This is a genomic window from Mesorhizobium sp. WSM4828 (genome assembly GCF_055811175.1).
Genome location: NZ_JBVVQK010000041.1, coordinates 1 through 24,674 on the forward strand (window position 1 = coordinate 1; position 24,674 = coordinate 24,674).

The window sequence follows — 24,674 nt, forward strand, 5'->3', positions numbered from 1 at the left end:
GGGTGTCTGTGTCTTCGTCTGTTGGGGGGGGGGGCCCCCCCCCGCCCCCCCCCGGCCCCCGCCCCCCCCCCCCCCCCCCCCCCCCCCCCGCCCCCCGCCACCGCCCGTGGCTTTGGCCGGGCAGGGCAAACAATCCGTCCACAATCAGTCAGGTGATCAGGTGGGATGCGTTGACACGCATCCAGTCGGCCAGCGAATCCAGCGTGCCACGCAAGGTTCTGCCCAGCGGCGTTATCTCATACTCCACGCGCGGCGGCATCTCGGCATAGACCCTCCGATAGACCAGACCGCGATGTTCGAACAGGCGCAGCTGCCGCGTGAGCTCCTTTTGCGTAATCGGTGCGACGGCCCTCTGGAGCTCGCCGAAGCGGATCGGACAACCGGTGACGATCAGGCGATAAAGAATGGGAATGGCCCATTTTCCCGAAACTAGATTGACGAAATCGATCATCGGGCAACGATCGGTCGCGCCATTTCCGCCTTCGACTGGCGTTACCTCGATGGCTTTTGCCTGCGCCATGAAATTATTTCCTTTAGTACCCATTCGGTGCCTACTATACAAAGCATACTATCATGTCGACAATGCCGTTCTCATCGTCTTTGGGAAGGCAAATAATGGGTCGCCAAATCATGGGTCGCTTGAAAGGCAAATATGCCCTCATTACCGGGGCAACCAGCGGCATCGGCCTCGAAACCGCGCGCCAGTTCCTGGCCGAGGGCGCTACAGTGGCAATCACCGGCAGGAGCCCATCCGGGCTGGAGGCTGCGCAGCGCGAACTGGGCGGATCGGCGCAGGTGATCAGGAATGATGCCGGCAATCTTGCCGATCAGCGCGCGCTTGCCGCCGAACTCGCGCAGTGCTGGCCTCGGCTCGATATACTGAACATCAACGCCGGCGATGTGATGCATCAGCCGCTGCAGGATTGGGACGAGGTGGTCTATGACCGTCTGATGCAGACCAATCTCAAGGGGCCGTTCTTTTTGATCCAAGCCCTGTTGCCGATGTTCTCCAACCCGTCGTCGATCATCCTGTGCGGTTCGGTCAGTGCCCATATCGGCCTGCCCCAGAGCAGCGCCTACGCCGCCAGCAAGGCTGGCCTCCTGTCGTTGGCGCGCACCCTCTCGGGTGAGATGATCGAGCGCGGTATTCGCGTCAATGGCCTCAGCCCCGGGCCGACCGAGACGCCGGCCCTGGGCAAGCTGGGTTTGCCAGAAGCAGAAGAGAAGGCGCTGGGCGATCAGATACGCGCGCTAGTGCCGATCGGCCGGATGGGCAAACCCTGGGAACTCGCCAAGGCGGCGGTGTTTCTAGCATCGGATGAGTCGAGCTTCGTCGTTGGCACGGAACTGCTCGTCGATGGCGGCGTCGGAAACCTCTAGAGCATTTTGCAGCCAAGTGGTTACACTTGGCGTCGCACAAATGCGGCTGAAACAAACAGATAGAGCGGGATGCCCCGTGCAATCCAATGCATCCCGCTCTATCCGGATTTACCATCGCGACCATCGACTTGGCGACAATCACCCCTAAATCGACTACCATAGTGCCTGTTTCTTGAAGTGGCAGCTGCGGGCGGCCATCCTGGCGGTGACCGTCCCGACACACGGGAGAAAGGTTATGGCCGGCTTTCATGTCATGGCGGACGCACGTGGAATGCATGTACAGCCCACGGTGCGCCGCATCAGCACCGAGGATCTGCTCGATGCGCTCCGTCTCGGCGTAGAGGATTTCTGGGCCAAGCCGTCGCATTACGTGTTCCTGTGTCTGATCTATCCGGTGGTCGGCCTGATCCTGACGCAGTGGACATCGGGCTCGAACGCCATCCAACTCATCTATCCGCTGATGTCCGGCTTCGCTTTGGTCGGTCCGTTTGCCGCTATCGGCCTTTACGAAATCAGCCGCCGGCGCGAGTTCGGCATGGATACATCCTGGTGGCATGCGCTCGACGTGCGCCACTCGCCGGCGCTGCCCGCGATTGCAGTCATCGGCATCATGCTGGTGGTACTGTTCCTGCTCTGGCTGTTCACCGCGCAATCGATCTACACCAGCCTGTACGGCAATCAGCCTCCGACCTCTATTGTCGGCTTTATTCGCGAGGTGCTGACGACCAGCAAAGGCTGGACGCTGATCCTGCTCGGCAACCTGGCCGGGTTCGCCTTCGCCGCGGTCGTGCTGGCGACGACCGTCGTCGCCTTTCCGCTGCTGCTCGACCGCGATGTCGGCGCGGTCTCGGCAGTCGAGACGTCGGCGCGCGCGGTCTTGACAAACCCGCTGCAGATGGCGCTGTGGGGCCTGATGGTTGCCGTGCTCCTGGTCATCGGCTCGATCCCGCTATTTGCCGGGCTTGCCGTCGTCATGCCCATCCTTGGCCATGCGACTTGGCATCTCTACCGCAGGGTGGTCGAACCGGAGCGGACAGAGCAGGTCAGGCGGCCGATGTAGGACCGATCAGCGTTGCGCGTCGGTTGCCATCTTGACGGCCAGCGCGGTCAGCACCGTGCCCATCAGCCAGCGCTGGATCACCAGCCATAGCGGCCGCCCGGCTAGGAAGATGGCAATTGAGCCGGCCGTCACCGCGATGATGGCGTTGACGGTCAGGCTGATCGCGACCTGCGTGGCACCGAGCACCAGAAGCTGCGACAGCACATGCCCCTTGCCGGGGCTGATGAATTGCGGCAGCAGCGACAGATAGAGCACTGCCACCTTTGGGTTGAGCAGGTTGGTCATCAGCCCCATGGCGAACAGCTTGCGCGGCCTGTCTTTCGGTAGTTCGCGGATCTGGAACGGCGAGCGCCCGCCGGGCTTCACCGCTTGCCAGGCGAGCCACAGCAAATAGAGCGCGCCGGCAAGGCGCAGCACATCATAGGCAAAGGGCACGGCGAGCAGCAGCGCGGTGATGCCGAACGCCGCCGACAGCACGTAGAACAAGAACCCGAGCGCCACGCCGCCCAGCGAGATCAGCCCGGCCTTCGGCCCTTGCGACAGCGAGCGCGAGATCAGATAGATCATGTTCGGGCCGGGCGTCAGCACCATGCCGAGGCAGACCAGCGCAAAGGCAAGGTGGTTGGCGGGTTCAGGCAAGAGCGCATCTCCGGATGAGGACACTCACCACATGCTTCCATCACCCGCAAGGGCATGAGGGCAGGAGCCTTTGCGCCAGCGCGCCGGGCCCCTGCCTTAGTCGCCAATCCGATCGCCTTCAGCCGACGATGCGCAGGTTCGACAATTCGTTGGCGATTTCCTTGAAATTGTCGGACAGCGTCGCGCCGGTTGCATTCCAGAACAGCTTGGCAGGCTTGCTCGGGTCGGCCGAATCCTTGCGGAAGCGCGAATCCGAGGAACATGCCTTCAGCGCATCGATTGCCTTCTTGTCGCTGGCATCTGTGGGCGACAGGTCGAGCGCCACCGTCATCACCAGAATGTTCGAATTCTTTGCATTGGCGCAGAGCGTTTTCATCTGCTCGTCGAGTGCTGCCGTGTAGTTGGCACCGGTATAGGTGGTCTTGCCGATATCGGTGCTGGTATTCATGAACAGGCGGGTCACGCTTCCAGATCCCGGATAGGTCAGGCCAGTGTAGCCGTAGGCGGCGTAGGTCGACCTGTTGTTGGCGTAGCTGCCGTCGCTGACGGCGCTATAGGTATTAGCTCCGTCGGTCAGCACCACGACCACCTTGTCGTTGCCCCTCTCGCTGTTCGGCCGGCCATCGGTGAACGGTGGGTTGCTCGATACCGTTCGCCAGCCCCAGGCAAGTCCCTCCGGTACGTTGGTGTTGCCGTTCGGCGCCATGGCGTCGATGGCGTCCTTGATCTCCTGCTTCTCGGCGTCCTGGCTGACGTCTTTCAACGGCGTGATCGGGTTTGTGGTGCAGGAGGAGTTCGGGCCATCGCCCGCGGCTGCGGATTGCGAACCGTATGGTTTTAACAGGAAATATTTGCGCATGTCAGACTGGCGCTGGGAAGCGGTAGGACCGGCGACATAGGGCCAATCGGCCCACCAGTTGTTGCCGTAATTGTAGGACGTGCTGATGACGTCGTTGATGCCGTCACGGTTGAAATCGAGCCACAGAGTGCCAGCCTCGTCCGGGGCGAACATCGGCACGAAAAGCGTGGCCGGCGCGGCTGTGTCGGGCGTGGTGTCGTCGACGTTGTAGGGATATGGCCGTGCCTCGACGCAACCTTGCCAGCTCGCATAGCGACTAGTGGTGTAGATATATTCCGGTGCGCTCCAATGGCCGTACTGGCAGGTGCCGTTCTTCTTGTATGTGTCGCAGACATATTGCTTCGAATTGGGTACCTCTTCGCGGCCCGATTCGACCGTCATGTCTGCGTAGAGGCTGAAACGGGTCAGCGGCTGGTCCTTGGTCTCGCCCCAGCCGGCGCCGCGCTTGTACCAGATGCCATTGAGCTTCTCGGCGTATTTGTCCGGATTGTTGGCAGCGCTCATCGTCGTCCAGTCGAAATCCTCGTGCTGGATCGGGGAGATGCCGTCCTGATCCATCCAGCCGTCCTGGTCGTGGGTAGGGCCGACATTGACCGAGGCCGCAAACGGCACGAGAGAAAACTGCACCGGTTTGGTGATCTGCTTCATCTGCTGCGCTTGAAGCGCCAGCGTATCGACAAGCTGCTTTGCGGCCAACTTCAGCAAGTCTATTCGCTTCTCGCCGGTGCCGGAGCCGAGATCGCTCATCGAGCCTGAATTATCCAGCACCAGCGCGACTTCGAGGGTGTTCTTAAGACGGAGTTCCGAACATTCGGTGAAGGTCGTGTCACCTGCCGTGCCGCCGATCAGCAGGCTGGCGGCCGGTAGAAAATAGGGGTGGAAGGTGAGGCCGGCGCAGAGCTTCAAGGTGCCGCCGCCGGCATTGTTGTTGGGCAGCGTGACGGTCAGCGCTGTGTTCGCCGGGTCGATGCGTGCGAGATTGGTTTCGAAAAATGTCTTGGCGTAGGCCTTGACGTCGTCGTCGCTGGCGCCGGCGACGATCTGCTGGGCGGCGGCGAGGCCGGCCGCATCAAGTGCGTTCAGCGTTTCGTGCTTTTGGCGCAGCAACTCCCCGTAATCGACACTGAGCGCCAGACCGGCCATCAGCGGCACAATGGTGATTGCAGTCATTAAGGAGTAGTTGCCACGTCTGTCGTATCGGAATTTTCCGATTATTGCCTTCAGCATTCCCGCCCGCCCCATTTTTCCCGGACGATGCCACGCATGTTTAAATTTCCGATTGCTGAAATGCGTTCAAGGCCGGTACGGTTTTTCAATCCCCGTTAACCACACGTCCGCAATCGGCAATGCTGCTCCGGGCTTCCCGCGGCAAAACCTCTAAAAAAGGGGATAAGGCGCTGGAAAAGAAAAACTTTCACCATCATTTCCTCGTCGGCGTCGCCGGACGACAATCTTGCGGACACAACGAAAGCTGGTGACATGGCGAAGCGCTTCGGTTAATCCGGGCCGGCCGCTACGGACCGTCGGTCGCGGCGCTTGCAAGCATCATGGTACAGGGACAACGGCATGGCGGATTCGCCCGACATCATCGGTTCGCTCGCAGACCTGTCGGGAGCCTATTCAGCCATCCTGTGCGACGTCTGGGGCGTGGTGCACAATGGTGAATGGCATTTCCCCGCGGCGGCTGCCGCGCTGATCACTGCTCGCGCGGCGAAAATACCTGTCGTGCTGATCACCAATTCGCCGCGCCGCAGCGCCGACGTGGTGGCGCAGATGAACGCCATCGGCGTCCCTCCCGCCGCCTACGACCGTGTCGTGACGTCCGGCGACGTTACCCGCGACCTGATCGCCGAAGGGCCGCGAAAGATCTTCCATATTGGCGCCGATCGGGATTTCACGCTCTATGACGGCCTCGACGTCGAACTCGTCGAGGAGTTCGAAGCATCCGGTGTGGTCTGCACCGGCCTGTTCGACGACGAGGTGGAGAAGCCGGAAGATTATGCCGATCTTCTGCAGAGGCTGCGTGCTAGGAACCTGCCCTTCATTTGCGCCAATCCCGACATCGTCGTCGAGCGCGGCGAACGCATGATCTGGTGCGCAGGCGCTTTGGCCCGCGAATACGCACAGCTTGGCGGACGCACGCTGATCGCCGGCAAACCCTACGCGCCGGTCTATGACGTCGCCATGAAGGAGATCGCCGTCATTCTCGGCCGCCCGGTCGAGCGTTCGCAAGTTCTGGCCATCGGCGACGGTATGATGACCGACATCAAGGGCGCGGCCGACAATGGCTTCGACGTGCTCTACGTATCGGGCGGCATCCATGCCCGCGATTACGGTGAAGCGCTGCAGCCGGATCCGGCCAGGCTCGCGGCCTTTCTGGAAAAATACGGCTACAGGCCGGTCGCGGTGATTCCCAGACTGCAATAAGTTCAGGCCCAGACGGCAATAGGTTCAAGCCATGACGGCAATGTTCGAACGCATTTCCGCAACCGCACCGCTGCCGGCCCATCTGCGCGGCGGCGTGGTGGCTATCGGCAATTTCGACGGCGTCCACCGCGGCCACCAGGCGGTGCTCGAACGCGCGCGCGCCGAGGCGGAGCGTCGCGGCGTACCCGCCCTGGTGCTGACCTTCGTACCGCATCCGCGAAAGGTGTTCAGGCCGGACATGCCGCTGTTCGTGCTGACGCCGCCGCCGATGAAGGCGCGGCTATTGTCGCACCTGGGCTTTGCGGCGCTGGTCGAGCAGCCGTTCACACGCGAGTTCGCCTCCTTGTCGGCGGAGGCTTTCGTCACCGGCGTGCTCGAGCGCAACCTCGGCATAAGCCACGCCGTCACCGGCTTCGATTTCCATTTCGGCAAGGACCGCCAGGGCGGCCCGGCCTATCTGATGGCGGCCGGCGAGCGCCACGGCTTCGGCGTCACGCTGGTCGATGCGTTTCGCGACGAAAGCGCCGAGGTGGTGTCGTCGAGCCGCATACGCACGCTGCTGTGCGAGGGCAATGTGGCCGAGGCCGCCGGCTTGCTCGGCTATCGTTTCACCGTCGAGGCGGAGGTGATCGGCGGCCAGCAGCTCGGCCGGACGCTTGGCTTTCCGACCGCAAACATGAGGCTTTCGCCGGAAGCCACCCTCAAAGAAGGGATTTATGCCGTCCGCTTCCGCCGCGCCGACGGTTCGCTGCATGATGGCGTCGCCAGCTTCGGCCGCCGGCCGACGGTCGACGACAATGGCGCGCCGCTGCTGGAGACCTTCGTCTTCGACTTTTCCGGCGACCTCTATGGCGAGATTTGTGCCGTGTCCTTCTTCGGCTACCTGCGCTCGGAGGTGAAGTTCGACGGGCTTGACGCGCTAGTCGCCCAGATGAAGCGCGACGAGGCCGAGGCGAAGGCACTGCTCGCCGGCGTCAGGCCGCTTTCCGGGCTGGACGCGGCCATAGCTTTTTAGAGCATGGTCCCGAACTGAAGGTCAGCGAAGCAAAAAGTGGGAACCGGTTTTCCGATTAAGCTCAACCAGAATTTATCTCTTCAGTGCCAGCCCAAGGGCGATGAAGGTCCAGCCCTGGAAGATCAGGTCGACGGCCAGGAACAGGCCGAGCACCCACACGCTGTTGACCGGCCAGCCCATGGCGATGACCAGTCCCGCCAGTGCGCTGATGATGCCGGCCGCGACCACCCAGCCCCAGCCCGGCTGCGGCCGGTGGCTGTAGCCTACCCAGGCCCTGAGCGCGCCTGAGGCAAGCAGTGCGACCGCCAGGAGGAAGGTCAGCACCGTCGAGGCGAGGACCGGATTGTCGAAGGCGAAGAAGCCGGCGACGGCGTAGAGGAGGCCGCTGAGCAGCCAATAGAAGAAGCGGCCCCATGTCTTTACGCCGAAGGCATGGATGATCTCGACAATGCCGGCCATCAGCATCAGCCAGCCCACGACAAAGACGGAGGCGACGGTTGCGATGAACAGATTGCCGAAGGCGATGCCGCCGAAGACAAGCAGCAGCACCCCGAGCGCGACGAACCATCCCCATTTCGCCCGCGTCTGGCTGATCGCATCTTTCATGGCATCGCTGTGCACGGTCATTGCCCTTCTCCCTCAAGGTCGCCTGGCTTCTTTGTTCCGGAAGGTAGCGCCGATCGCCTTGCCCGTCCAGCGAGCAGGCTGTGAGCGCCACACTCCGGAGCGGTCCGCTAAACCTCCGTTTTTGACCCGAAGCGGCCAAATACCAGATGGAATATTCGATCATGTGCGGGGGGTGGGCCGGTGCTAAAGATGACAAGCGGGTTTACGGCGGCGACCCGTCGTCCCGTTGTTGCTGCTGCTGTACGCTGTTTTTCTACGCTTGATGAGGCTAGGGGAGCAAAATGGGCGATGTGGACGAACACCTCGATCTGACAGAGATCAACGCCGTCCGCAGGCTGTTGACCTCAAAGCCTCGAACGGTCCGCTGGGACGAACGCCGGGCACGGCTCGACGAAGTCGGTTCGGTCTGGCCGGTTGCGGAGGACATCCGATGCGAAGATGTGGTGTTCGATGGCCTCGCGGGAGAGTGGTCGCTGGCGCCCGGGAGCAACAGGGACAAGGTTCTGCTGTTTTTCCACGGTGGTGGCTACTGCTCCGGCTCTCTTAAAAGTCATCGTCGAATGGTGACCGAGGCAGGTCGGGCAATGAGAATGCGCACCCTCGCGATCGACTATCGCCGCGCACCGGAACATCCTTTCCCTGCGCAACATGACGACGCACTTGCCGCATGGCGCTTTCTGAGCCGGCAAGGCATCGCGTCGGATCGTATCGTGGTTGGCGGAGACAGTGCGGGCGGCAACCTCACTCTGTGCCTGGTCAGTATATTGCGCACGGCAGGCGAGCCGTTGCCGCGATGTCTTTGGCTGGTTTCGCCCTGGACGGACCTTTCGATGTCCGGCGTGACATTCTCAACCAAGGACGCAATCGACCCTATCATCCACCGGGCGTATTTGGAGGAACTGGCAGCCGCCTATGTTCCCAATGGCGTTGGTCGGCGCGATCCGCTGATCTCGCCTTTGTTCGCCGATCTGAGCGGATTTCCCCCAATGCTGATACAAGCCGGTTCGGCCGAGACGCTGTTGTCGGACGCAACTCGACTCGCCGAAGCCGCTGGCGCGGCTGACGTCAAAGTACGTCTCGAAATTTGGCCGCATATGATTCACGCTTGGCCGGTTTGGAATGCAGGGTTGAGCGCCGGTCGCCGCGCGCTTCACAGCGCAGGCATGTTTGTCCGCGAATGTTTGTAACCCCTGCCGAGGCAACTGCGAGCGTATCCCAGCCATCTTGATCTGGGGCCTTGGTGCGCCAAACAATCGACTGCAATGCAGAACAGGCCGGCCAACGCCGCCGATGTTACGGACATTAAGTCAAATTTTACCGAAACGGCGCCATGGCTTCAGTCAAGGCTGGTTGTATCGGCCAATGCGTTCGACGTATGGAGTAGCGATGCGGTCTGTCCCGACGATCCCGACGGTCTTGGCCGCATTCATGCTCGGCACCTGCGGCCTTGCCAAGGCCGGCGAGGGCACCTTCGGCTGGCTGTCCGGAGACTGGTACCTGACGGTCGGCGCCACCGGCATGGTTGCCCCGAATTTCGAGGGCGGCAAGAAGTACCTGCTCAGCGCCTCGCCGATCATCTCGCTCGGCAAGGCTGGTCCCGCGGCGCGCTTCACCTCGCGCAACGACAATATCTCATTGGCATTGATCGACGATGGCGGCGTCCGCGCCGGCCTGACAGGCAAGTTCCTGTTTTCCCGCGACGGTGGTGACGCCGACGAATTGAAAGGCCTCGACCCGGTGCGCTGGGGCGGCGAGGCCGGCGGCTTCTTCGAGTTCTATCCTTTGGATTGGCTGCGTGCCCGCGCCGAGTTGCGGCACGGCATTCGCGCCCATAATGGCTTTGTCGCCGACATCGCCGCCGACGCCTTTTACGATGTGACGCCCGATGTCAGGATTTCGGGCGGACCGCGCGTTTCGTTCGCCTCATCGGACTATTTCGACGCCTACTACGGCGTTGATGCCAAGGAGTCCCTGGCCTCGGGGCTCAGCGAATATCATCCCGGCGGCGGGGTGAGGTCGGCGGGCCTGGGCGGCGCAGTGACCTGGAAGGTGACCGAGCCGATGACGGCCAGCCTGTTCGGCGAATATTCCCGCCTGATGGGCCCGGCCGCCGATTCCAGCCTGGTCAAGGAGCGCGGCTCCAGGGATCAGTTCATGATCGGCGTGTCGACGACCTATCGCTTCGATTTCTCGATGTGATGTCTACCCCAGCAATCGCGTATCGATGGGATGCGTTGTGACCTCAACGATGTGGATGCCGTCGCGCGTCAGCAAATCTGGGTTGAAGAGATAGTTCCTTGTAAACGGGACGATCACACAAGGGACTTCCATAACCGCGTGCTTGGCTGTGGCGATAAAGTCCGTGCCGAGCCGCTGCGTCGTGGCCGTATCGTCCTTCCAGTCATCAGATAATTCCGGAGATGCAACGGTAACGCTGTCCGGCACTTCGATTTCCAGAAGCTGATAGGTCTGGGGCAGGTCTTCCGCGTCCACATGCACCAGAATTTCGAGAAGCGCTGTAGCTGGATGATCGGCGCAGTAGACGATCGGCGTCCCCATCACGTGCCAACGGCCGGCGCTGACCATGCCACCAGCGCCGGAGAGATCGGCGTAGCTGGAAATGCGCCACAACCGCATATGTTAGGCGAAAATGCCGTAATCGATGCGATGGAGCTCTTCTTCCACCAGGACGGCACCCGTCTCGGACCGCAAGAGGTTGATCGGTATCTCGTTGAGCACTCTGCTGCGCTTGCGTAACCAACGCTGCGCCTTTTCATGACTGCCGAAAACCCGGTCCGCCATCGCTGAAACCCGCTCAAGTCGCTGGACGCGGTCGGATTCGGCGATCGTCAGAGTCTCGTTTCGCTCTTTACGACGCGCCAAGGTCCGTCGCGGGCCAACGATCTTGTAGATTTCATCACTACTGAAGCCCCGTTGACGGAGCCCTTCGACCCTGGTGACATGAACAAGAAACCGTTCTGTCGCGGTATCGGGGATCGCGGTGTCGGCTTCTGGGCGAACCTTGATATGCAGACTAGACATGGGCTGGCTCCGCTGCCACTTGCCCCTAGACATAGGCGCAAGTGGCACATCATGCAAGGAAAACCACGACAACAAACTAGCGACCATGATGCCCCCGACAGGAAACCGCCGAGAGTTCGGGCTTTTCAATATCGCCTGTGTCGGTTAAAAGCCCAGCCATGACGAGCTTTTCGCGCCTTCTCGCGACTGCGATACGAATTACAGGCCCGGTGTTCCGGGCGGCCTGACCGCCGCCGGAGCCGCCGGGAATCTTGCGCGCGGCCTCTCGCGCTTTTTCCAGATCATGATAGTTCAACGCCCGGGCTCTTTCGCCGCCGGGCAACGCATATGGCAGACGAATGACTGATACCGAGACCGCCGAGACGATCGACTATTCCAAAACGCTCTACCTGCCGCAGACGGATTTTCCGATGCGCGCCGGTTTGCCGGAAAAGGAACCGCTGCTGGTCAAGCGCTGGCAGGATATGGACCTTTACCGCAAGCTGCGCGAAGACGCAGCCGGCCGCGAAAAATACGTGCTGCACGACGGCCCGCCCTATGCCAATGGCAACATCCATATCGGCCATGCGCTGAACAAGATCCTCAAGGACGTCATCACCCGCTCATTCCAGATGCGCGGCTATGACTCGAACTATGTACCCGGTTGGGATTGCCACGGCCTGCCGATCGAATGGAAGATCGAGGAGCAGTACCGCGCCAAGGGCAAGAACAAGGACGAGGTGCCGGTCAACGAGTTCCGGCAGGAATGCCGCGAGTTTGCGGCGCACTGGATCAAGGTGCAGGGTTCCGAATTCCAGCGCCTTGGCGTCGTCGGCGACTTCGACAATCCCTATACGACGATGGCTTTCCACGCCGAGGCGCGCATCGCCGGCGAGTTGCTGAAATTCGCCATGTCCGGCCAGCTCTATCGCGGCTCCAAGCCGGTGATGTGGAGCGTCGTCGAGCGCACCGCGCTGGCCGAGGCGGAGGTCGAATACCAGGACTATGAGTCGGACACGATCTGGGCGAAGTTTCCGGTCGTCAGCCTCGCTCGCCAGGTCATCAACATCGAGGAGGGGCAGCCAGCCCTGGATCCCAAGCTGACGCAGACCTCGCTCGATCTGCTTGATGCCAACGTCGTCATCTGGACCACGACGCCGTGGACAATCCCCGGCAATCGCGCCGTCAACTACTCGCCGCGTATCAACTATGGTCTCTACGAGGTTGCGGCGGCCGAGAACGCCTTTGGTCCTCAGCCCGGCGAAAAGCTGATCCTTGCCGAGAAGCTTGCCGACGACGCTGCCGCGAAGGCCAAGGTCACTCTGAATCGGCTTCGCAACGTTGGCGCCGAAGAACTTGAAAACCTTACGCTTTCGCATCCCCTCAAAGGTCTGGGCGGCGGCTACGATTTTCCCGTGCCGATGCTCGCCGGCGATCATGTCACCGACGATGCCGGCACCGGTTTCGTCCACACCGCGCCGGGACACGGCCGGGAAGACTTCGACGCCTGGATGGATGCCGCCTCTGATCTTCGCCAGCGTGGCATCGACACCACGATCCCCTTCACCGTCGACGATGCCGGCTTCTTCACCAAGGACGCGCCGGGCTTCGGCCCGGGCCGCGAGGGTGGAGCGGCGCGCGTCATCGACGACAATGGCAAGAAGGGTAACGCCAACCTGGCCGTCATCGACGAGCTGATCAAGCGCAACGCGCTGTTCGCGCGCGGCCGGCTGAAGCACTCCTATCCGCATTCCTGGCGCTCGAAGAAGCCGATCATCTTCCGCAACACGCCGCAATGGTTCGTCTATATGGACAAGGAGCTTGGCGACGGCACGACGCTGCGCAGCCGCGCGCTGAAAGCCATCGACGATACCCGCTTCGTGCCCGCCGCCGGCCAGAACCGCATCCGCGCCATGATCGAGGAGCGCCCGGACTGGGTGCTGTCGCGCCAGCGCGCCTGGGGCGTGCCGATCGCCGTCTTTGCCGATGCCGACGGCAACGTGCTGCGCGACGAGGCGGTCAACCAGCGCATCATGGACGCTTTCGAGAAAGAAGGCGCCGACGCCTGGTTCGCCGCCGGCGCCAAGGAGCGTTTCCTCGGCAATCACGATGCCTCGAAATGGCAGCAGGTCATGGACATCCTCGATGTCTGGTTCGATTCAGGCTCGACGCATGCCTTCACGCTTGAGGACCGGCCCGACCTGAAATGGCCGGCCGACGTCTATCTTGAAGGCTCCGATCAGCATCGCGGCTGGTTCCACTCCTCGCTGCTCGAAAGCTGCGGCACCAGGGGCAGGGCGCCCTACGACACCGTCGTCACCCATGGCTTCACCATGGATGAGGAGGGGCGGAAAATGTCGAAGTCGCTCGGCAACACCGTCGTGCCGCAGGACGTCATCAAACAGTCCGGCGCCGACATCTTGCGGCTGTGGGTGGTGACGACCGATTATTGGGAAGACCAGCGCCTCGGCAAGAACGTGCTGCAGACCAATATCGACGCCTACCGCAAGCTGCGCAACACCATCCGCTGGATGCTGGGCACGCTCGCCCATGACGATGGCGAGGAGGTGCCGCTGGACAAGATGCCTGAACTGGAGCGGCTGATGCTGCACCGGCTCGCTGAACTCGATGAAGTCGTACGCTCGGGCTACGACGCCTTCGAATTCAAGCGCATCACCCGCGCGCTGCTCGACTTCATGGTGGTCGAGCTGTCGGCCTTCTATTTCGACATCCGCAAGGACGCGCTTTACTGCGAAGCGCCTTCCAGCGTGAAGCGCAAGGCTTCCGTCCAGGTGGTGCGCCATCTCTTCGACTGCCTGGTGAAATGGCTGGCGCCGATGCTGCCCTTCACCATGGAAGAGGCTTGGCTCGACCGTCATCCGGATGCGGTCTCCCTGCACCTCGACCAGTTCCCGGAAATCGCGGCGGACTGGAAGAACGAGGCGCTGGCGGAGAAATGGCGCAAGGTTCGGCAGGTTCGCCGTGTCGTCACCGGCGCGTTGGAAATCGCCCGTGCGCAGAAGGTCATCGGTTCTTCGCTGGAAGCGGTGCCGGTCGTCACCCTCGACGATGCCGCGCTCGAAGCGGCGATCGCCGATGTCGACATGGCCGAGATGGCGATCACCAGCGATCTGGTTATCGTGCACGGCAAGGCGCCGGCGGGCAGCTTTACCCTCGACGACGTCAAGGGCGTCGCCGTGGTCGTCGAGAAGGCGGAGGACCGCGGCCTGGTGAAGTGCGCGCGCTCCTGGCGCTACACCGCCGATGTCGGCTCAGATCCGGAATTCCCGGATGTTTCGGCCCGTGACGCCGCTGTCCTGCATGAGCTGAAGGCTTTGAGCCGCCTTTAAGGCGGTGCACAAATGCCACGGCGGGCGGCCGATCGGCCCCCGCGCGTTGCCCTTAACGAGTGGTTGAGGTAAACACGCGAAACTCCGGACGACAAATTGTCGCCGGAATTCCGTCGGAAGAGCATAGGCGATGGGGACCGGACCTTTCTTTGGCCGGCGGCAATCGAGAGGCTGTCTACAGTGGGACTTTTTGGCATGACCGAGAGAACTTACGCGCGCGTTGCGCTGCTGGCGCCGCTTGTCGTATCGGGCCTCGCTTTGTCCGGCTGCATGGGCTCGCCCACTTACGGGACCGACAAGACCGCGGGCGCGCAGCTTGCCGGCGACCTCACCGGGGCTTTTTCCTTCGCACCCAAGCGCAAGGATAGTATCGACTACAAGCCGCGCCCCACGCTGGTGAAGCCGGGGCCGGGGCAGAAGGAAGTCTTGCCGCCGCCGCAGGAAAGCATCGAGACGGCGAGTGCCGAATGGCCCGAATCGCCGGAGCAGCGCCGTGCCCGCCTGCGCGCCGATGCCACCCTGCATCAGGACGACCCGGCCTACCAGGCGCAGGTCATCGATGACGTGCAGACGGATCCGGCGTCGGTCAAGGCCGCGCTGAAGCAGTCGGGCTCGAGCCACCCGCCAGCCTGGACTCCGGCCGATTCGGACAAGGCCCGCTCCGCGGAAGTCATGCGCCGCCGGGCCGAAGGCAAACAGGGCGACCCGACCACCCGCAGATATCTGAGCGAGCCGCCGGTGCAATACCGCGCTGCCGCCGCCACCGCGCCGCAGGGCGACCTCGGCGAGGACGAGTACAAGAAGGAACGCCGCCTCAAGAAGGAGGCGGCCGCCAAGAGCAAGAGCGGCGGCATGTTCGACTGGCTGCCCTGGTAGACTGACGGCGCCAGAGACGTTCTTGGCTGGCTGGATTTGGCTGACCTGGATTTGGATCGTCGGCCGGAAATCAGGGCCCGCGTCGCTCCCGAAAAAAGTCTTTAAGCAGCGCTGCTGCAGCGTTCTCGGCGATGCCCGGATAGATGTCGGGCACATGGTGGCAGGTCGGTGACGTGAAGAAGCGAACGCCGTTGACCACTGCGCCGCCCTTCTCGTCGGCAGCGCCGAAATAGAGCCGGCGCAGCCTGGCGAAGGAGATGGCGCCGGCGCACATGGCGCACGGCTCCAGCGTCACGTAGAGATCGTGGCCGCTGAGCCGCTCGCTGGAAAGCTTGCGGCAGGCCTCGCGGATCGCCAGCATCTCGGCATGGGCGGTGGGATCGGCAAACTCGCGGGTGCGGTTGCCGGCACTCGCAACGACCGTATCGCCGCCGACAACGACCGCGCCAACCGGCACCTCGCCACGCTGGGCGGCGGCTTCGGCTTCCTTAAGCGCCAGCGCCATGAAATCCTGCCGCTTCACGCGGTTTCCATTCCGATTATCTCCTCGCCACTAGAGCGCGATCCTGTTACTACCCGCGCAAACGAGCAAAGGCCACATGGACGACAAAAACAAGAAATTCCCGCGCAAGGCCGGCCCGAAGCCGGCAGGGCCGCGCGGTCGCGATAGCGCTCCCGGCAAGGGCGGCAAGCCGTCCTTCGGCGCCAAAAAACCCTACACTCCGCGCGGCGACCGGCCGGCGGCGGCCGAAGGCGAACGGCCGAAGCGCGACTTCAAAGGTGGCGACCGGCCGTTCAGCAAAGGGCCGCGTCCGGAAGGCAAGCCTTATGAAAAGCGCGAGGGTCCACGCAAGCCCTATGCGCCGCGCGGCGACCGGCCAGCAACTGCCGAAGGCGAGCGGCCGAAGCGCGACTTCAAGGGCGGCGACAGGCCGTTCAGCAAAGGGCCGCGTCCGGAGGGCACGCCCTATGAAAAGAGCGAAGGTCCACGCAAGCCTTACGCACCGCGCGGCGACCGGCCAGCAGCTGCCGAAGGCGAGCGCGGCGAGAGGCGCTTCGACCGTCCCAAGCGTGACTTCGGCGATCGTCCTAAACGTGATTTTGGCGGCGATCGGCCCCATGGGCCACAGAGGGCGCAGGTGGCATCGGAGGGCGGCTTCAAGCCGCGCCCGCGTCGCGTCGAGGCAACGGAAGAAGCCGGCGAACGCATTGCCAAGCGGCTGGCGCGTGCCGGCCTGGCCTCGCGCCGCGACGCCGAGGAACTGATTGCGGCCGGCCGCGTCAAGGTCAATGGCAAGGTGTTGTCCTCGCCGGCCTTCAACGTCATGCCCGGCGACATCATCCATCTCGACGGCATGGAGATCCCACCGATCGAGCGCACCAGGCTGTTCCTGTTCCACAAGCCGGCCGGCGTGGTCACGACAAACCGCGATCCCGAAGGCCGCAAGACCGTCTTCGACGTGCTGCCGCCCGGGCTGCCGCGGCTGATGACCATCGGCCGGCTCGACATCAACACCGAAGGCCTGCTGCTGCTCACCAATGATGGCGGCCTGTCGCGCGTGCTCGAACTGCCGGCGACCGGCTGGCTCAGGCGATACCGCGTGCGCGTCCACGGCAAGGTCGAGGAAAGCGCGCTTGCCGGCCTGCGCGAAGGCATTGCCGTCGACGGCGTCTTTTACGGCGCCATCGAAGCGACGCTCGACCGCGAGCAGGGTTCCAACGCCTGGCTGACACTCGGCCTGCGCGAAGGCAAGAACCGCGAGGTCAGGAACATCCTGGGCGCGCTCGGTCTCGACGTGACGCGGCTGATCCGCATTTCCTACGGGCCGTTCCAGCTTGACGATTTGCCGGAGGGCCATGTGCTGGAGATCAAGGGCCGCGTGCTGCGCGACCAGCTCGGCGAGCGACTGGTCGAGGAATCAGGCGCCAATTTCGACGCCGATATCGCCAAGCCGTTTTCCAACAAACCGGTCAGGCGTGAGCGGGAGGAGGAGCCCGAGCGGCCGAAATTCACCCGTGACGGCGAACGGCGGCCGATCGGCGAGGGCGGCCTGATCAAGAACCGCAAGCGGCGCGAGGGCAGCCGCGACGAAGCGCTCGGCAAGCTGTCGACAAGCCCTGACAGGAGCTTTGGGCCGAAAAAGAGCTTTGGCGAGCGTGGCCCCAGACCTGAACGCAGCGACTTCGGGGACAAACCCCATGGCGACAAGCCTCGTGGCGGCTTCGGTGGGAAAAAATCCGAACGCGAGCAGCGGCCGATCGAGCCGCCGGGCCAGCGCAAGGCCAATGTCTGGATGGCGCCGGGCGCACGGCCGATCGGCAAGGGCAGGGCGGAGGCAGACGCCGTCAAGGCGGCAGAAAACAAGGCGCGTAAGGCCTCGTTCAAGCCGTCTTACGGCAAGCCTGGCGGCAAGCCGCAAGGCGGCGATGCAAAGCCGTTCGGCAAACCGCGCGGCGAGCGCCCGGATAGTGGTGGCGACCGGCCGCGTGGCGGCCCGAAGGGAAGCAATGCGGATCGTCGGCGGTGAGTTTCGCGGGCGCCCGCTGGCGACGCCCCGCACCTTTGCCATCCGCCCGACCACCGACCGCACGCGTGAGGCGGTCTTCAACGTGCTGGCGCATCGCTTTCCCGAAAGACTGGACGGCGCGCGCGTGCTCGACCTGTTCGCCGGCACTGGCGCGCTCGGCCTCGAAGCGCTGTCGCGCGGCGCCTCCTACGCTGTCTTCATCGAGGAATCCGCCGAAGGGCGCGGCCTGGTCCGCACCAATGTCGAAGCTTTCGGCCTCACCGGCCGCACCAAGATATTCCGCCGCGACGCGACGGCCTTGGGCGAGGCAGGCACCATCGCCGCATTCGGCCTGGTCTTTGCCGATCCGCCCTATGGCAAAGGCCTTGGCGAACGCGCCTTGCGCTCGGCCAAGGCCGGCGGCTGGCTCGCCCACGGCGCGCTCTGCGTCATTGAGGAAGCGGCGGCGGCACCGTTCGAGGCAGGGCCGGGCTTTTCGGTTGTCGACGAGCGCAACTATGGCGAGACGGTCATCAGGTTCATAGAGGTTGGGTGAGGCCCCCGCGATTGGCGAGGAACCAGCGCCTTCAAAATGACGAACAATTCGCTTTGCCTCGACCAGCAACCCCGCCTATCGTCCCACCACAAACCGGAGCCATCTATGACATTTCAGGCTGAATGGCTGCGCGGAACGCTCTTGGGGCTGGCTTTGGTGATGGCCGCGCCGGCTCTGGCGGATAACAATCCTGACGACGGCGTCGTGACCGATTTCCTGCTCGACAACGGCATGGAGGTCGTCGTCATCCCCGATCACCGCGCCCCGATCGTCACCCATATGGTCTGGTACAAGATCGGCAGTGCCGACGAGCCGCCGGGCAAGTCCGGCATTGCCCATTTCTTCGAGCACTTGATGTTCAAGGCGACCAGCAACCATGCGGCCGGCGAGCTCGACCGCGCCGTCGCTTCCATCGGCGGTTCGGACAACGCCTTCACCTCCTACGACTACACCGCCTTTCATGAGACGGTATTGCCGCAGGCGCTCGGTGAGATGATGGGCTTCGAGGCCGACCGCATGCGCAATCTCATCCTCAACGACGATGTCATCAAGACCGAGCGCGACGTCATCCTCGAGGAGCGCCGCTCGCGCATCGATTCCAATCCGCAGGCGGTGCTCGACGAGGAGATCGACGCCACGCTGTGGCAGAACCAGCCCTACCGCATTCCGGTCATCGGCTGGATGCAGGAGATGGAGAAGCTGAACCGCACCGACGCGATAGCCTTCTACAACAAATATTATACGCCCAATAACGCCGTGCTGGTGGTGGCCGGCGATGTCGAACCGGAAACGGTCAAGGCGCTGGCCGAAAAGACCTATGGCAAGATCGCGCGTGGCCCGGATCTGCCGCCGCGCATCCGCCCCGTCGAGCCCGAGCAGAACACCAGGCGTACGGTGACGCTGACCGACGGGCGCGTCAGCGTGCCGAGCTTCACCACGCAATGGGTGGTTCCGTCCTATCACACGGCAAAGCCAGGCGAAGCCGAAGCGCTCGACGTGCTGTCCGAAATCCTCGGCGGCGGCAACCGCAGCCGGCTCTACCAGGAGCTTGTCGTCAGGCAAGGCATCGCCGCCGAGGCTGGCGCCTTCTTCCAGGGCACCATGCTCGACGACACCAATTTCACCGTCTACGGCGCGCCGCGCGGCGATGCCAAGCTTGCCGACATCGAAGCCGCGGTCGACGCCGAGATCGCCCGCATCGCGAAAGACGGCGTCACCAGCGACGAGCTGGAAAAATCCAAGGACCGTTTCGTCCGCTCGATGATCTTTGCCCGCGACAAGCAGGAGGACATGGCCAACATCTACGGCTCGACGCTTGCCACCGGCGGCAACGTCCAGGACGTCCAGCAATGGCCGGACCGCATCCGCAAGGTCACCGCCGACCGGGTCAAGGAAGTCGCTGCCCGCTATCTCAATCTCGACCACGCAACGACCGGCTATCTTCTGCCGCAAACCCAGGCTGGGAATTGATGTGATGATGAGCTTGAGAGTTGGCGCTGCCCCTCACCTGCCTGCCGGCATCCTCTCCCCGTATAGTGACGGGGAGAGGGGCGCCTTCGTCGAAGATTTCGCCAATCTCCAGCGTTTGCAGAACGAGCGCCGGGACAGCGGCCAGCCCCTTCTCCCCGTCACTATACGGGGAGAAGTGCCCGGCAGGGCGATGAGGGGCGGCGCCGACCTCGGCAGTTGGCGCACCGGCTCTCTTCTAGCAACCCTGCTCCTCTCCCTTCTCTTCCTCATCCTGCCGGCGCTTTCGGCTCGTGCGGCCATGAACATCCAGGAGGTGACCTCGTCGAAGGGCATCACCGCCTGGCTGGTGGAGGATTATTCGGTGCCGATCGTCGCCATCCGCTTCGTTTTCGATGGCGGCGCGACGCAGGACCCGCCCGGCGAGGAAGGGCTTGCCAATCTGATGAGCGGCCTGTTCGACGAAGGTGCCGGCGACCTCGACAGCGAGGCCTTCCAGATCAAGCTTGACGATGTCGGTGCAGAGATGAGCTTCGACGCGCAACGCGACGGCATCTACGGCTCGATGCGCATGCTGGCCGAGCAGCGCGACGGCGCCTTCGACCTGCTGCGGGTGGCGGTCAACCAGCCGCGCTTCGATCAGGTGCCGATCGACCGCATCCGCGCGCAGATCCTGTCCGGCATCATCGCCAACGAGCGCGATCCCGATACGCTCGCCCAACGCAAATGGCTGGACGCGATCTACGGCCGGCATCCCTATTCGCGGCCCGACCAGGGCACCAGGCAAAGCATCGCGACGATCACGCCGGCCGATCTCAGCGCCTTCCACAAGGCGAATTTCGCCCGCGACGGCCTGCATGTCGCGGTAGTCGGCGCCATCGACGCTGAAACGCTGAAGCAGAAGCTCGACCTGGTGTTCGGCAGCCTGCCGGAAAAGCAGGCGCTTACGCCCGTTCCCGACATCGACCTGAAGCTCAGCCAGCAGCTCGAGGTCGTCTACGACCAGCCGCAGGCCTCGCTGCAACTCGCCTATCCCGGCGTGAAGCGGAATGCGCCGGACTTCTTCGCCGCCGTGCTGATGAACGAGATTCTCGGCGGCGGCACCTTCACCTCGCGGCTGTTCGACGAGGTGCGCGAGAAGCGCGGCCTGGCCTACAGCGTCAGCTCCGACCTCGTCGACCACCAGCATTCCGAGGCGCTGTCCATCACCACCTCGACCCGCGCCGACAGGGCGGCCGAGACGCTGGCCGTGGTGCGCGACGTGGTCAAGCGCATGGCCGAGGAGGGGCCGACCGAAGCCGAACTGGCGGCGACCAAGAAATACATGATCGGGGCCTATGCCATCAACAATCTGAATTCCTCCGGCGCGATCGCCTCAACGCTGGTCGAGATCCAGCTCGGCAAGCTCGGCATCGACTACATGCAGCGCCGCGCCGCCCTGATAAACGCGGTGACGCTGGACCAGGTGAAAGCGGCGGCGAAAAAGCTGCTCTCCGCCGAGCCGGCCGTCATGGTGGTCGGGCCGAAGCTGGGAAGCAAGGAATGAGCTGTTGCCCGCGTTTTTCGGACGTTGGCGCCGCCCCTCATCGCCCTGCCGGGCACTTCTCCCCGTATAGTGACGGGGAGAAGGGGTCTGGCCGCAGGGCCAGCGCCCTTCTTGCAACGCTGGTTATTGGCGAAATCGGCGACGACAGCGCCCCTCTCCCCGTCACTATACGGGGAGAGGATGCCGGCAGGCAGGTGAGGGGCAGCGCCGACTTCGACAACTGCGGGTCTCCACGCCGTCTTCTGTCGGGAGCGGCTGCCCTGTGGCCAGATGGCACCCAAAATGGCGCCTAGCTTCGGCATCGCCTTTGGCGGCGGCGGCGCGCGTGGGCTGGCGCATATCCATGTCATCGAGGTGCTGGACGAGCTCGGCATAAGGCCGGCGGCAATCGCCGGTTCGTCGATCGGCGCCATCATGGGCGCCGGCATGGCCTCGGGCATGACCGGCAAGGACATCCACGACTATACGCGCTCGATTCTCGGCCGCCGCGCCGAAGTGGCGACGCGCATGTGGCGGGCGCGGCCCGGCACTTTTGCCGAGGCGGTGCAGGGCGGCTTGCGGGTCAGCCAGTTCAATGTCGAGCGCATCCTCAAGGCGTTCCTGCCCGACGCCATTCCCGAGACCTTCGCCGAACTCAAAATACCGCTGAAGGTGACGGCAACGGACTTTTATGGCCACAAGCTCGCGGTGCTCGACGAGGGCGAGCTGCATTCGGCGCTGGCCGCCTCGGCGGCGATCCCGGCGGTGTTCCGCCCGGTGATGCGCGACGGCAGGCTGCTGATCGACGGCGGCATCTATAATCCCGTGCCGTTCGACCTAATCGAGCTCGACGCCGACATCATCATCGCCGTCGACGTGGTCGGCGCGCCGACCGAGGCCGGGCGCAAATTCCCGACCTCCGTCGACCTGATGTTCGGCGCCACGCAGCTGATGATGCAGTCGATCATCGCCAGCAAACTCAACCAGAGCCGGCCCGACATTCTGATCCGGCCGGCGGTGTCGAAATACCGCGTGCTCGATTTCATGAAGGTCGAGGCGCTGATGGCCGAGACGGTGGTGATCAAGGACGAGCTGAAGCGCGAGATCGAAAAGACTGTCGATGCCCGCGCCAAAGCCGAAGCCAGCAAGCGCATCAACCGTCTCGGCGGATAACAGCCGTCAGGCGTCCGGCGTCAGCGCCCGCTGGACCATGAGCGTATCCTTCGTAGGTGGCGCGGATCAGCTCGCGATTGGCGCCCATCTCAGCCCCACTTCATCTCGCCGGTGGCAACCTTGGAGCCGATGTCGAGCGCAACGCCCATGCCGAGGCCGGGGAAGCGGGCTTCCATGGCGCCCTTCAGCGCGGCAGCGTCCTTGGCCTTGGCCAGTTCTTCCTCGAAGGCGACGAGATAGGTCTTGGTGTGCTCGACGCCTGAAAGGTCCGTAGCGGCCTCAGGCGTCATGTGCCCGGGGACGACGATCGCCGGCTTGCGCGCTGCGATCTTTTCGAGATTGGCGATCCAGGCGGCGCGCAGTTCCCTGGTCGGCGTGTCGGCGGTCCAGACATGCACGCCGGCAAAGATCATCACCCCGCCGAACACCGCATTCAGCGACGACACAAAGAGATAGCGCCGGTTGGCGAGGCCTTCCGCGGCCATGATCTCGATGCTCTCGCCATCAACGCTGAGCGTCTTGCCGTCGAAGGCTTCGGGGATGACGACGTCGGCCAGCGCCTGCGGGCCATTCTCCTTCAGCTGCGGCCCCCAGACGGCGAGCTTCTTTTCGACATTGCCGTTGATGGCGGCCACCGTCTCGGCCGCGGCGATCACCCGTGCGTGCGGGAACGCTTCCTTGATCGGCTTGAGGCCGAAATAATAGTCCGGGTCGGACTGGCTGACATAGATGGTGGTGAGCGTCTTGCCGGTCGCCTTGATCGCCTCGGCCACGGCCCGGCCGTCGGGGTAGGTGAAACCGCCGTCGATCAGCACGGCTTCAGTCGCCCCGGAGACCAGCACCGGGGCGCGAAAGAAGCCGTTTTGCCCGGCGGGAAAATGCTTCCAGGAAAGCCCGCCGGCGGCATGGCCAAGCCCGGCGGGAGCAAAGACCGCGGCGGCGCCGGCGGCGAGGGTGGTTTTCATGATGGCTCTCCGTGTGAACATGGATGTCTCCTGGGAATGGTGGATTCGGCGGCGCGCAGCCTCCATGCCCGCAAGATGGCAAAAGCGGAATGCGTATTGAAGGCCGACAAAATAGACGTAATGTATGCCATTGCCTGACAATGAAACTGCCATGAGCGAAGCATGAACCTGAACCGGCTGGCCTATTTCGCTGCGGTGGTCGACGCCGGCTCGTTCACGCGGGCCGCCGAGCGGCTGGGCATCACCAAGGCGGTCGTCAGCCAGCAGGTGGCGCGGCTGGAGCGCGATGTCGGTACGACGCTGCTGATCCGCACGACGCGGCGCGTCCATCCGACCGAGGCCGGCCGGACATTCCATGCCCGCTGCCTGCAAGTCCTGCAGCAGGCCGAGGATGCATTCGACGAGCTCGCGCAGGCCGCCGCCGAGCCGACCGGCACGCTGCGCATCGCCGCCTCCAACGACTACGGCACGTCGGCGGTGGTGCCGGTGGTCGCCGCCTTCAGCGCGCGCTATCCCGCCTGCCGGGTGGAGCTGACGCTGGGCGACGAGACGATCGACCTGGTTTCCGGCCACATCGACGTGGCGATCCGTGTCGGCTGGCTGGCCGATTCCAGCCTGCAGGCGCGGCGCATCGGCACCTTCCAACAATTCATGGTATGCGGCGCCGGCTTTGCAGGCCGCTTCACCGCCGGCGAACCGCAAGACCTTGCCGGGCTGCCCTTCGTCGCCAACATGGCGCTGCGCGAACCGCTGCTATGGCAGTTTTCGCGAAGCGATAACGAGCAGCAGGCCGTGCGCATGCAGGCAACGATTTCGATCGACGCGACGCCGGCCGTGCTGGCGGCCGTCCGCGCCGGCGCCGGCCTGTCGGTGCTGCCGGACTTTTTGGTGCGGGACGAACTGGCCGCCGGGCGGCTGGTGCAGATCCTGCCCGGGTGGCGGCTGCCCTCCGGCGGCATCTACACAGTCTACCCCGCCGCCCGCTTCCGGCCGCCCAAGGTGACCAGCTTCGTCGAGATGCTGATCGCGGCCGTGCAGAAGGTGGAGGCAGGCGGGCGCGGGCGCTGATGGCCAAAGCTGCGATCTCCCCCCTTGAGGGGGAGATGGCCGGCAGGCCAGAGGGGGGCGCTGTCCCGCCGACCTATCAGTCGGTTGCATAGCGTACGCACGCAAGTTCCCAGCCCATCAAGAAGGCTGGCGTTCCTTCGCGCCCCCCTCTGCCCTGCC

The 24,674-nt window shown here is 63.8% G+C and carries 23 protein-coding genes; 14 read left to right on the forward strand and 9 right to left on the reverse strand.

The window, feature by feature from the left end:
- Window positions 1–148 precede the first annotated feature (148 nt).
- On the reverse strand, window positions 149–520 hold the full coding sequence (locus AC0L2X_RS29130; RefSeq protein ID WP_352490224.1) for a winged helix-turn-helix transcriptional regulator: 372 nt from the start codon (window positions 518–520) through the stop codon (window positions 149–151).
- A 110-nt stretch (window positions 521–630) separates the two neighbouring features.
- Between AC0L2X_RS29130 and AC0L2X_RS29135 the strand changes: the two genes are divergently transcribed.
- Together AC0L2X_RS29135 and AC0L2X_RS29140 are read left to right on the forward strand one after the other, a co-directional pair.
- Window positions 631–1,380: an SDR family oxidoreductase gene (locus tag AC0L2X_RS29135; protein ID WP_473560247.1), complete on the forward strand. Its 750-nt coding sequence runs from the start codon at window positions 631–633 to the stop codon at window positions 1,378–1,380.
- 235 nt (window positions 1,381–1,615) lie between these two features.
- On the forward strand, window positions 1,616–2,440 hold the full coding sequence (locus tag AC0L2X_RS29140; protein WP_352490223.1) for a DUF2189 domain-containing protein: 825 nt from the start codon (window positions 1,616–1,618) through the stop codon (window positions 2,438–2,440).
- 6 nt (window positions 2,441–2,446) lie between these two features.
- Here AC0L2X_RS29140 and AC0L2X_RS29145 read toward each other — a convergent pair whose 3' ends face one another.
- Complete coding sequence (locus AC0L2X_RS29145; RefSeq protein ID WP_352490222.1) at window positions 2,447–3,079, reverse strand: LysE family translocator; 633 nt, start codon at window positions 3,077–3,079, stop codon at window positions 2,447–2,449.
- Window positions 3,080–3,197: 118 nt separating this feature from the next.
- Window positions 3,198–5,165 (reverse strand): pilus assembly protein TadG-related protein, encoded by a 1,968-nt coding sequence (locus tag AC0L2X_RS29150; protein WP_473560196.1) that lies wholly within the window; start codon window positions 5,163–5,165, stop codon window positions 3,198–3,200.
- 339 nt (window positions 5,166–5,504) lie between these two features.
- Between AC0L2X_RS29150 and AC0L2X_RS29155 the strand changes: the two genes are divergently transcribed.
- Together AC0L2X_RS29155 and AC0L2X_RS29160 are read left to right on the forward strand one after the other, a co-directional pair.
- Window positions 5,505–6,365, forward strand: coding sequence for a TIGR01459 family HAD-type hydrolase (locus tag AC0L2X_RS29155; RefSeq protein WP_352490221.1), 861 nt, complete (start codon window positions 5,505–5,507; stop codon window positions 6,363–6,365).
- Between the two features lie 31 nt (window positions 6,366–6,396).
- A complete protein-coding gene (locus tag AC0L2X_RS29160; protein WP_473600854.1) occupies window positions 6,397–7,380 on the forward strand; it encodes a bifunctional riboflavin kinase/FAD synthetase in 984 nt (327 codons plus the stop codon).
- 72 nt (window positions 7,381–7,452) lie between these two features.
- Here the strand turns inward: AC0L2X_RS29160 and AC0L2X_RS29165 are convergent, their stop codons facing one another.
- Entirely contained in the window at window positions 7,453–8,007 is a 555-nt protein-coding gene (locus tag AC0L2X_RS29165) for an HdeD family acid-resistance protein (protein WP_473560194.1), read from the reverse strand.
- Between the two features lie 281 nt (window positions 8,008–8,288).
- On the opposite strand from AC0L2X_RS29165, the gene AC0L2X_RS29170 reads away from it, so the two are divergent.
- Together AC0L2X_RS29170 and AC0L2X_RS29175 are read left to right on the forward strand one after the other, a co-directional pair.
- The gene (locus AC0L2X_RS29170) at window positions 8,289–9,194 is read left to right on the forward strand and encodes an alpha/beta hydrolase (protein ID WP_473560193.1); all 906 of its coding nucleotides are present in this window, start codon (window positions 8,289–8,291) and stop codon (window positions 9,192–9,194) included.
- Between the two features lie 199 nt (window positions 9,195–9,393).
- Complete coding sequence (locus AC0L2X_RS29175) at window positions 9,394–10,206, forward strand: MipA/OmpV family protein (protein ID WP_352490217.1); 813 nt, start codon at window positions 9,394–9,396, stop codon at window positions 10,204–10,206.
- Between the two features lie 3 nt (window positions 10,207–10,209).
- Here the strand turns inward: AC0L2X_RS29175 and AC0L2X_RS29180 are convergent, their stop codons facing one another.
- The 3 genes from AC0L2X_RS29180 to AC0L2X_RS29190 form a co-directional block, all read right to left on the reverse strand.
- Window positions 10,210–10,644 (reverse strand): RES family NAD+ phosphorylase, encoded by a 435-nt coding sequence (locus AC0L2X_RS29180; RefSeq protein WP_352490216.1) that lies wholly within the window; start codon window positions 10,642–10,644, stop codon window positions 10,210–10,212.
- Window positions 10,645–10,647: 3 nt separating this feature from the next.
- Window positions 10,648–11,049: an antitoxin Xre/MbcA/ParS toxin-binding domain-containing protein gene (locus AC0L2X_RS29185; protein ID WP_352490215.1), complete on the reverse strand. Its 402-nt coding sequence runs from the start codon at window positions 11,047–11,049 to the stop codon at window positions 10,648–10,650.
- Between the two features lie 76 nt (window positions 11,050–11,125).
- A complete protein-coding gene (locus AC0L2X_RS29190) occupies window positions 11,126–11,344 on the reverse strand; it encodes a hypothetical protein (RefSeq protein WP_352490214.1) in 219 nt (72 codons plus the stop codon).
- 43 nt (window positions 11,345–11,387) lie between these two features.
- Here AC0L2X_RS29190 and ileS point away from each other — a divergent pair, with 43 nt between their 5' ends.
- Both ileS and AC0L2X_RS29200 read left to right on the forward strand, forming a co-directional pair.
- Entirely contained in the window at window positions 11,388–14,378 is a 2,991-nt protein-coding gene (gene ileS / locus AC0L2X_RS29195; protein WP_473560189.1) for an isoleucine--tRNA ligase, read from the forward strand.
- 195 nt (window positions 14,379–14,573) lie between these two features.
- Window positions 14,574–15,254, forward strand: a complete 681-nt coding sequence (locus AC0L2X_RS29200) for a hypothetical protein (protein ID WP_473560188.1) — start codon at window positions 14,574–14,576, stop codon at window positions 15,252–15,254.
- 70 nt (window positions 15,255–15,324) lie between these two features.
- On the opposite strand, the gene AC0L2X_RS29205 is transcribed toward AC0L2X_RS29200, so the two are convergent.
- On the reverse strand, window positions 15,325–15,777 hold the full coding sequence (locus tag AC0L2X_RS29205) for a nucleoside deaminase (RefSeq protein WP_352707254.1): 453 nt from the start codon (window positions 15,775–15,777) through the stop codon (window positions 15,325–15,327).
- Between the two features lie 76 nt (window positions 15,778–15,853).
- Here AC0L2X_RS29205 and AC0L2X_RS29210 point away from each other — a divergent pair, with 76 nt between their 5' ends.
- From AC0L2X_RS29210 to AC0L2X_RS29230, 5 genes are all read left to right on the forward strand, one after another.
- Window positions 15,854–17,782 carry a pseudouridine synthase gene (locus AC0L2X_RS29210; RefSeq protein ID WP_473560186.1) on the forward strand — a complete coding sequence of 643 codons (1,929 nt, stop codon included), beginning with the start codon at window positions 15,854–15,856 and terminating at the stop codon, window positions 17,780–17,782.
- Window positions 17,763–18,317 (forward strand): 16S rRNA (guanine(966)-N(2))-methyltransferase RsmD, encoded by a 555-nt coding sequence (gene rsmD / locus AC0L2X_RS29215; RefSeq protein ID WP_473560184.1) that lies wholly within the window; start codon window positions 17,763–17,765, stop codon window positions 18,315–18,317. Before AC0L2X_RS29210 ends, rsmD begins: the two co-directional genes overlap by 20 nt.
- A 105-nt stretch (window positions 18,318–18,422) precedes the next feature.
- Window positions 18,423–19,787: a M16 family metallopeptidase gene (locus AC0L2X_RS29220; protein WP_473600855.1), complete on the forward strand. Its 1,365-nt coding sequence runs from the start codon at window positions 18,423–18,425 to the stop codon at window positions 19,785–19,787.
- Between the two features lie 190 nt (window positions 19,788–19,977).
- Complete coding sequence (locus AC0L2X_RS29225) at window positions 19,978–21,330, forward strand: M16 family metallopeptidase (RefSeq protein ID WP_473560245.1); 1,353 nt, start codon at window positions 19,978–19,980, stop codon at window positions 21,328–21,330.
- A gap of 282 nt (window positions 21,331–21,612) precedes the next feature.
- A complete protein-coding gene (locus AC0L2X_RS29230) occupies window positions 21,613–22,482 on the forward strand; it encodes a patatin-like phospholipase family protein (protein WP_473560181.1) in 870 nt (289 codons plus the stop codon).
- Window positions 22,483–22,571: 89 nt separating this feature from the next.
- Here the strand turns inward: AC0L2X_RS29230 and AC0L2X_RS29235 are convergent, their stop codons facing one another.
- On the reverse strand, window positions 22,572–23,468 hold the full coding sequence (locus AC0L2X_RS29235; RefSeq protein WP_473560178.1) for an MBL fold metallo-hydrolase: 897 nt from the start codon (window positions 23,466–23,468) through the stop codon (window positions 22,572–22,574).
- A 141-nt stretch (window positions 23,469–23,609) separates the two neighbouring features.
- Between AC0L2X_RS29235 and AC0L2X_RS29240 the strand changes: the two genes are divergently transcribed.
- On the forward strand, window positions 23,610–24,515 hold the full coding sequence (locus tag AC0L2X_RS29240) for a LysR family transcriptional regulator (RefSeq protein ID WP_473560176.1): 906 nt from the start codon (window positions 23,610–23,612) through the stop codon (window positions 24,513–24,515).
- Window positions 24,516–24,674 lie beyond the last annotated feature (159 nt).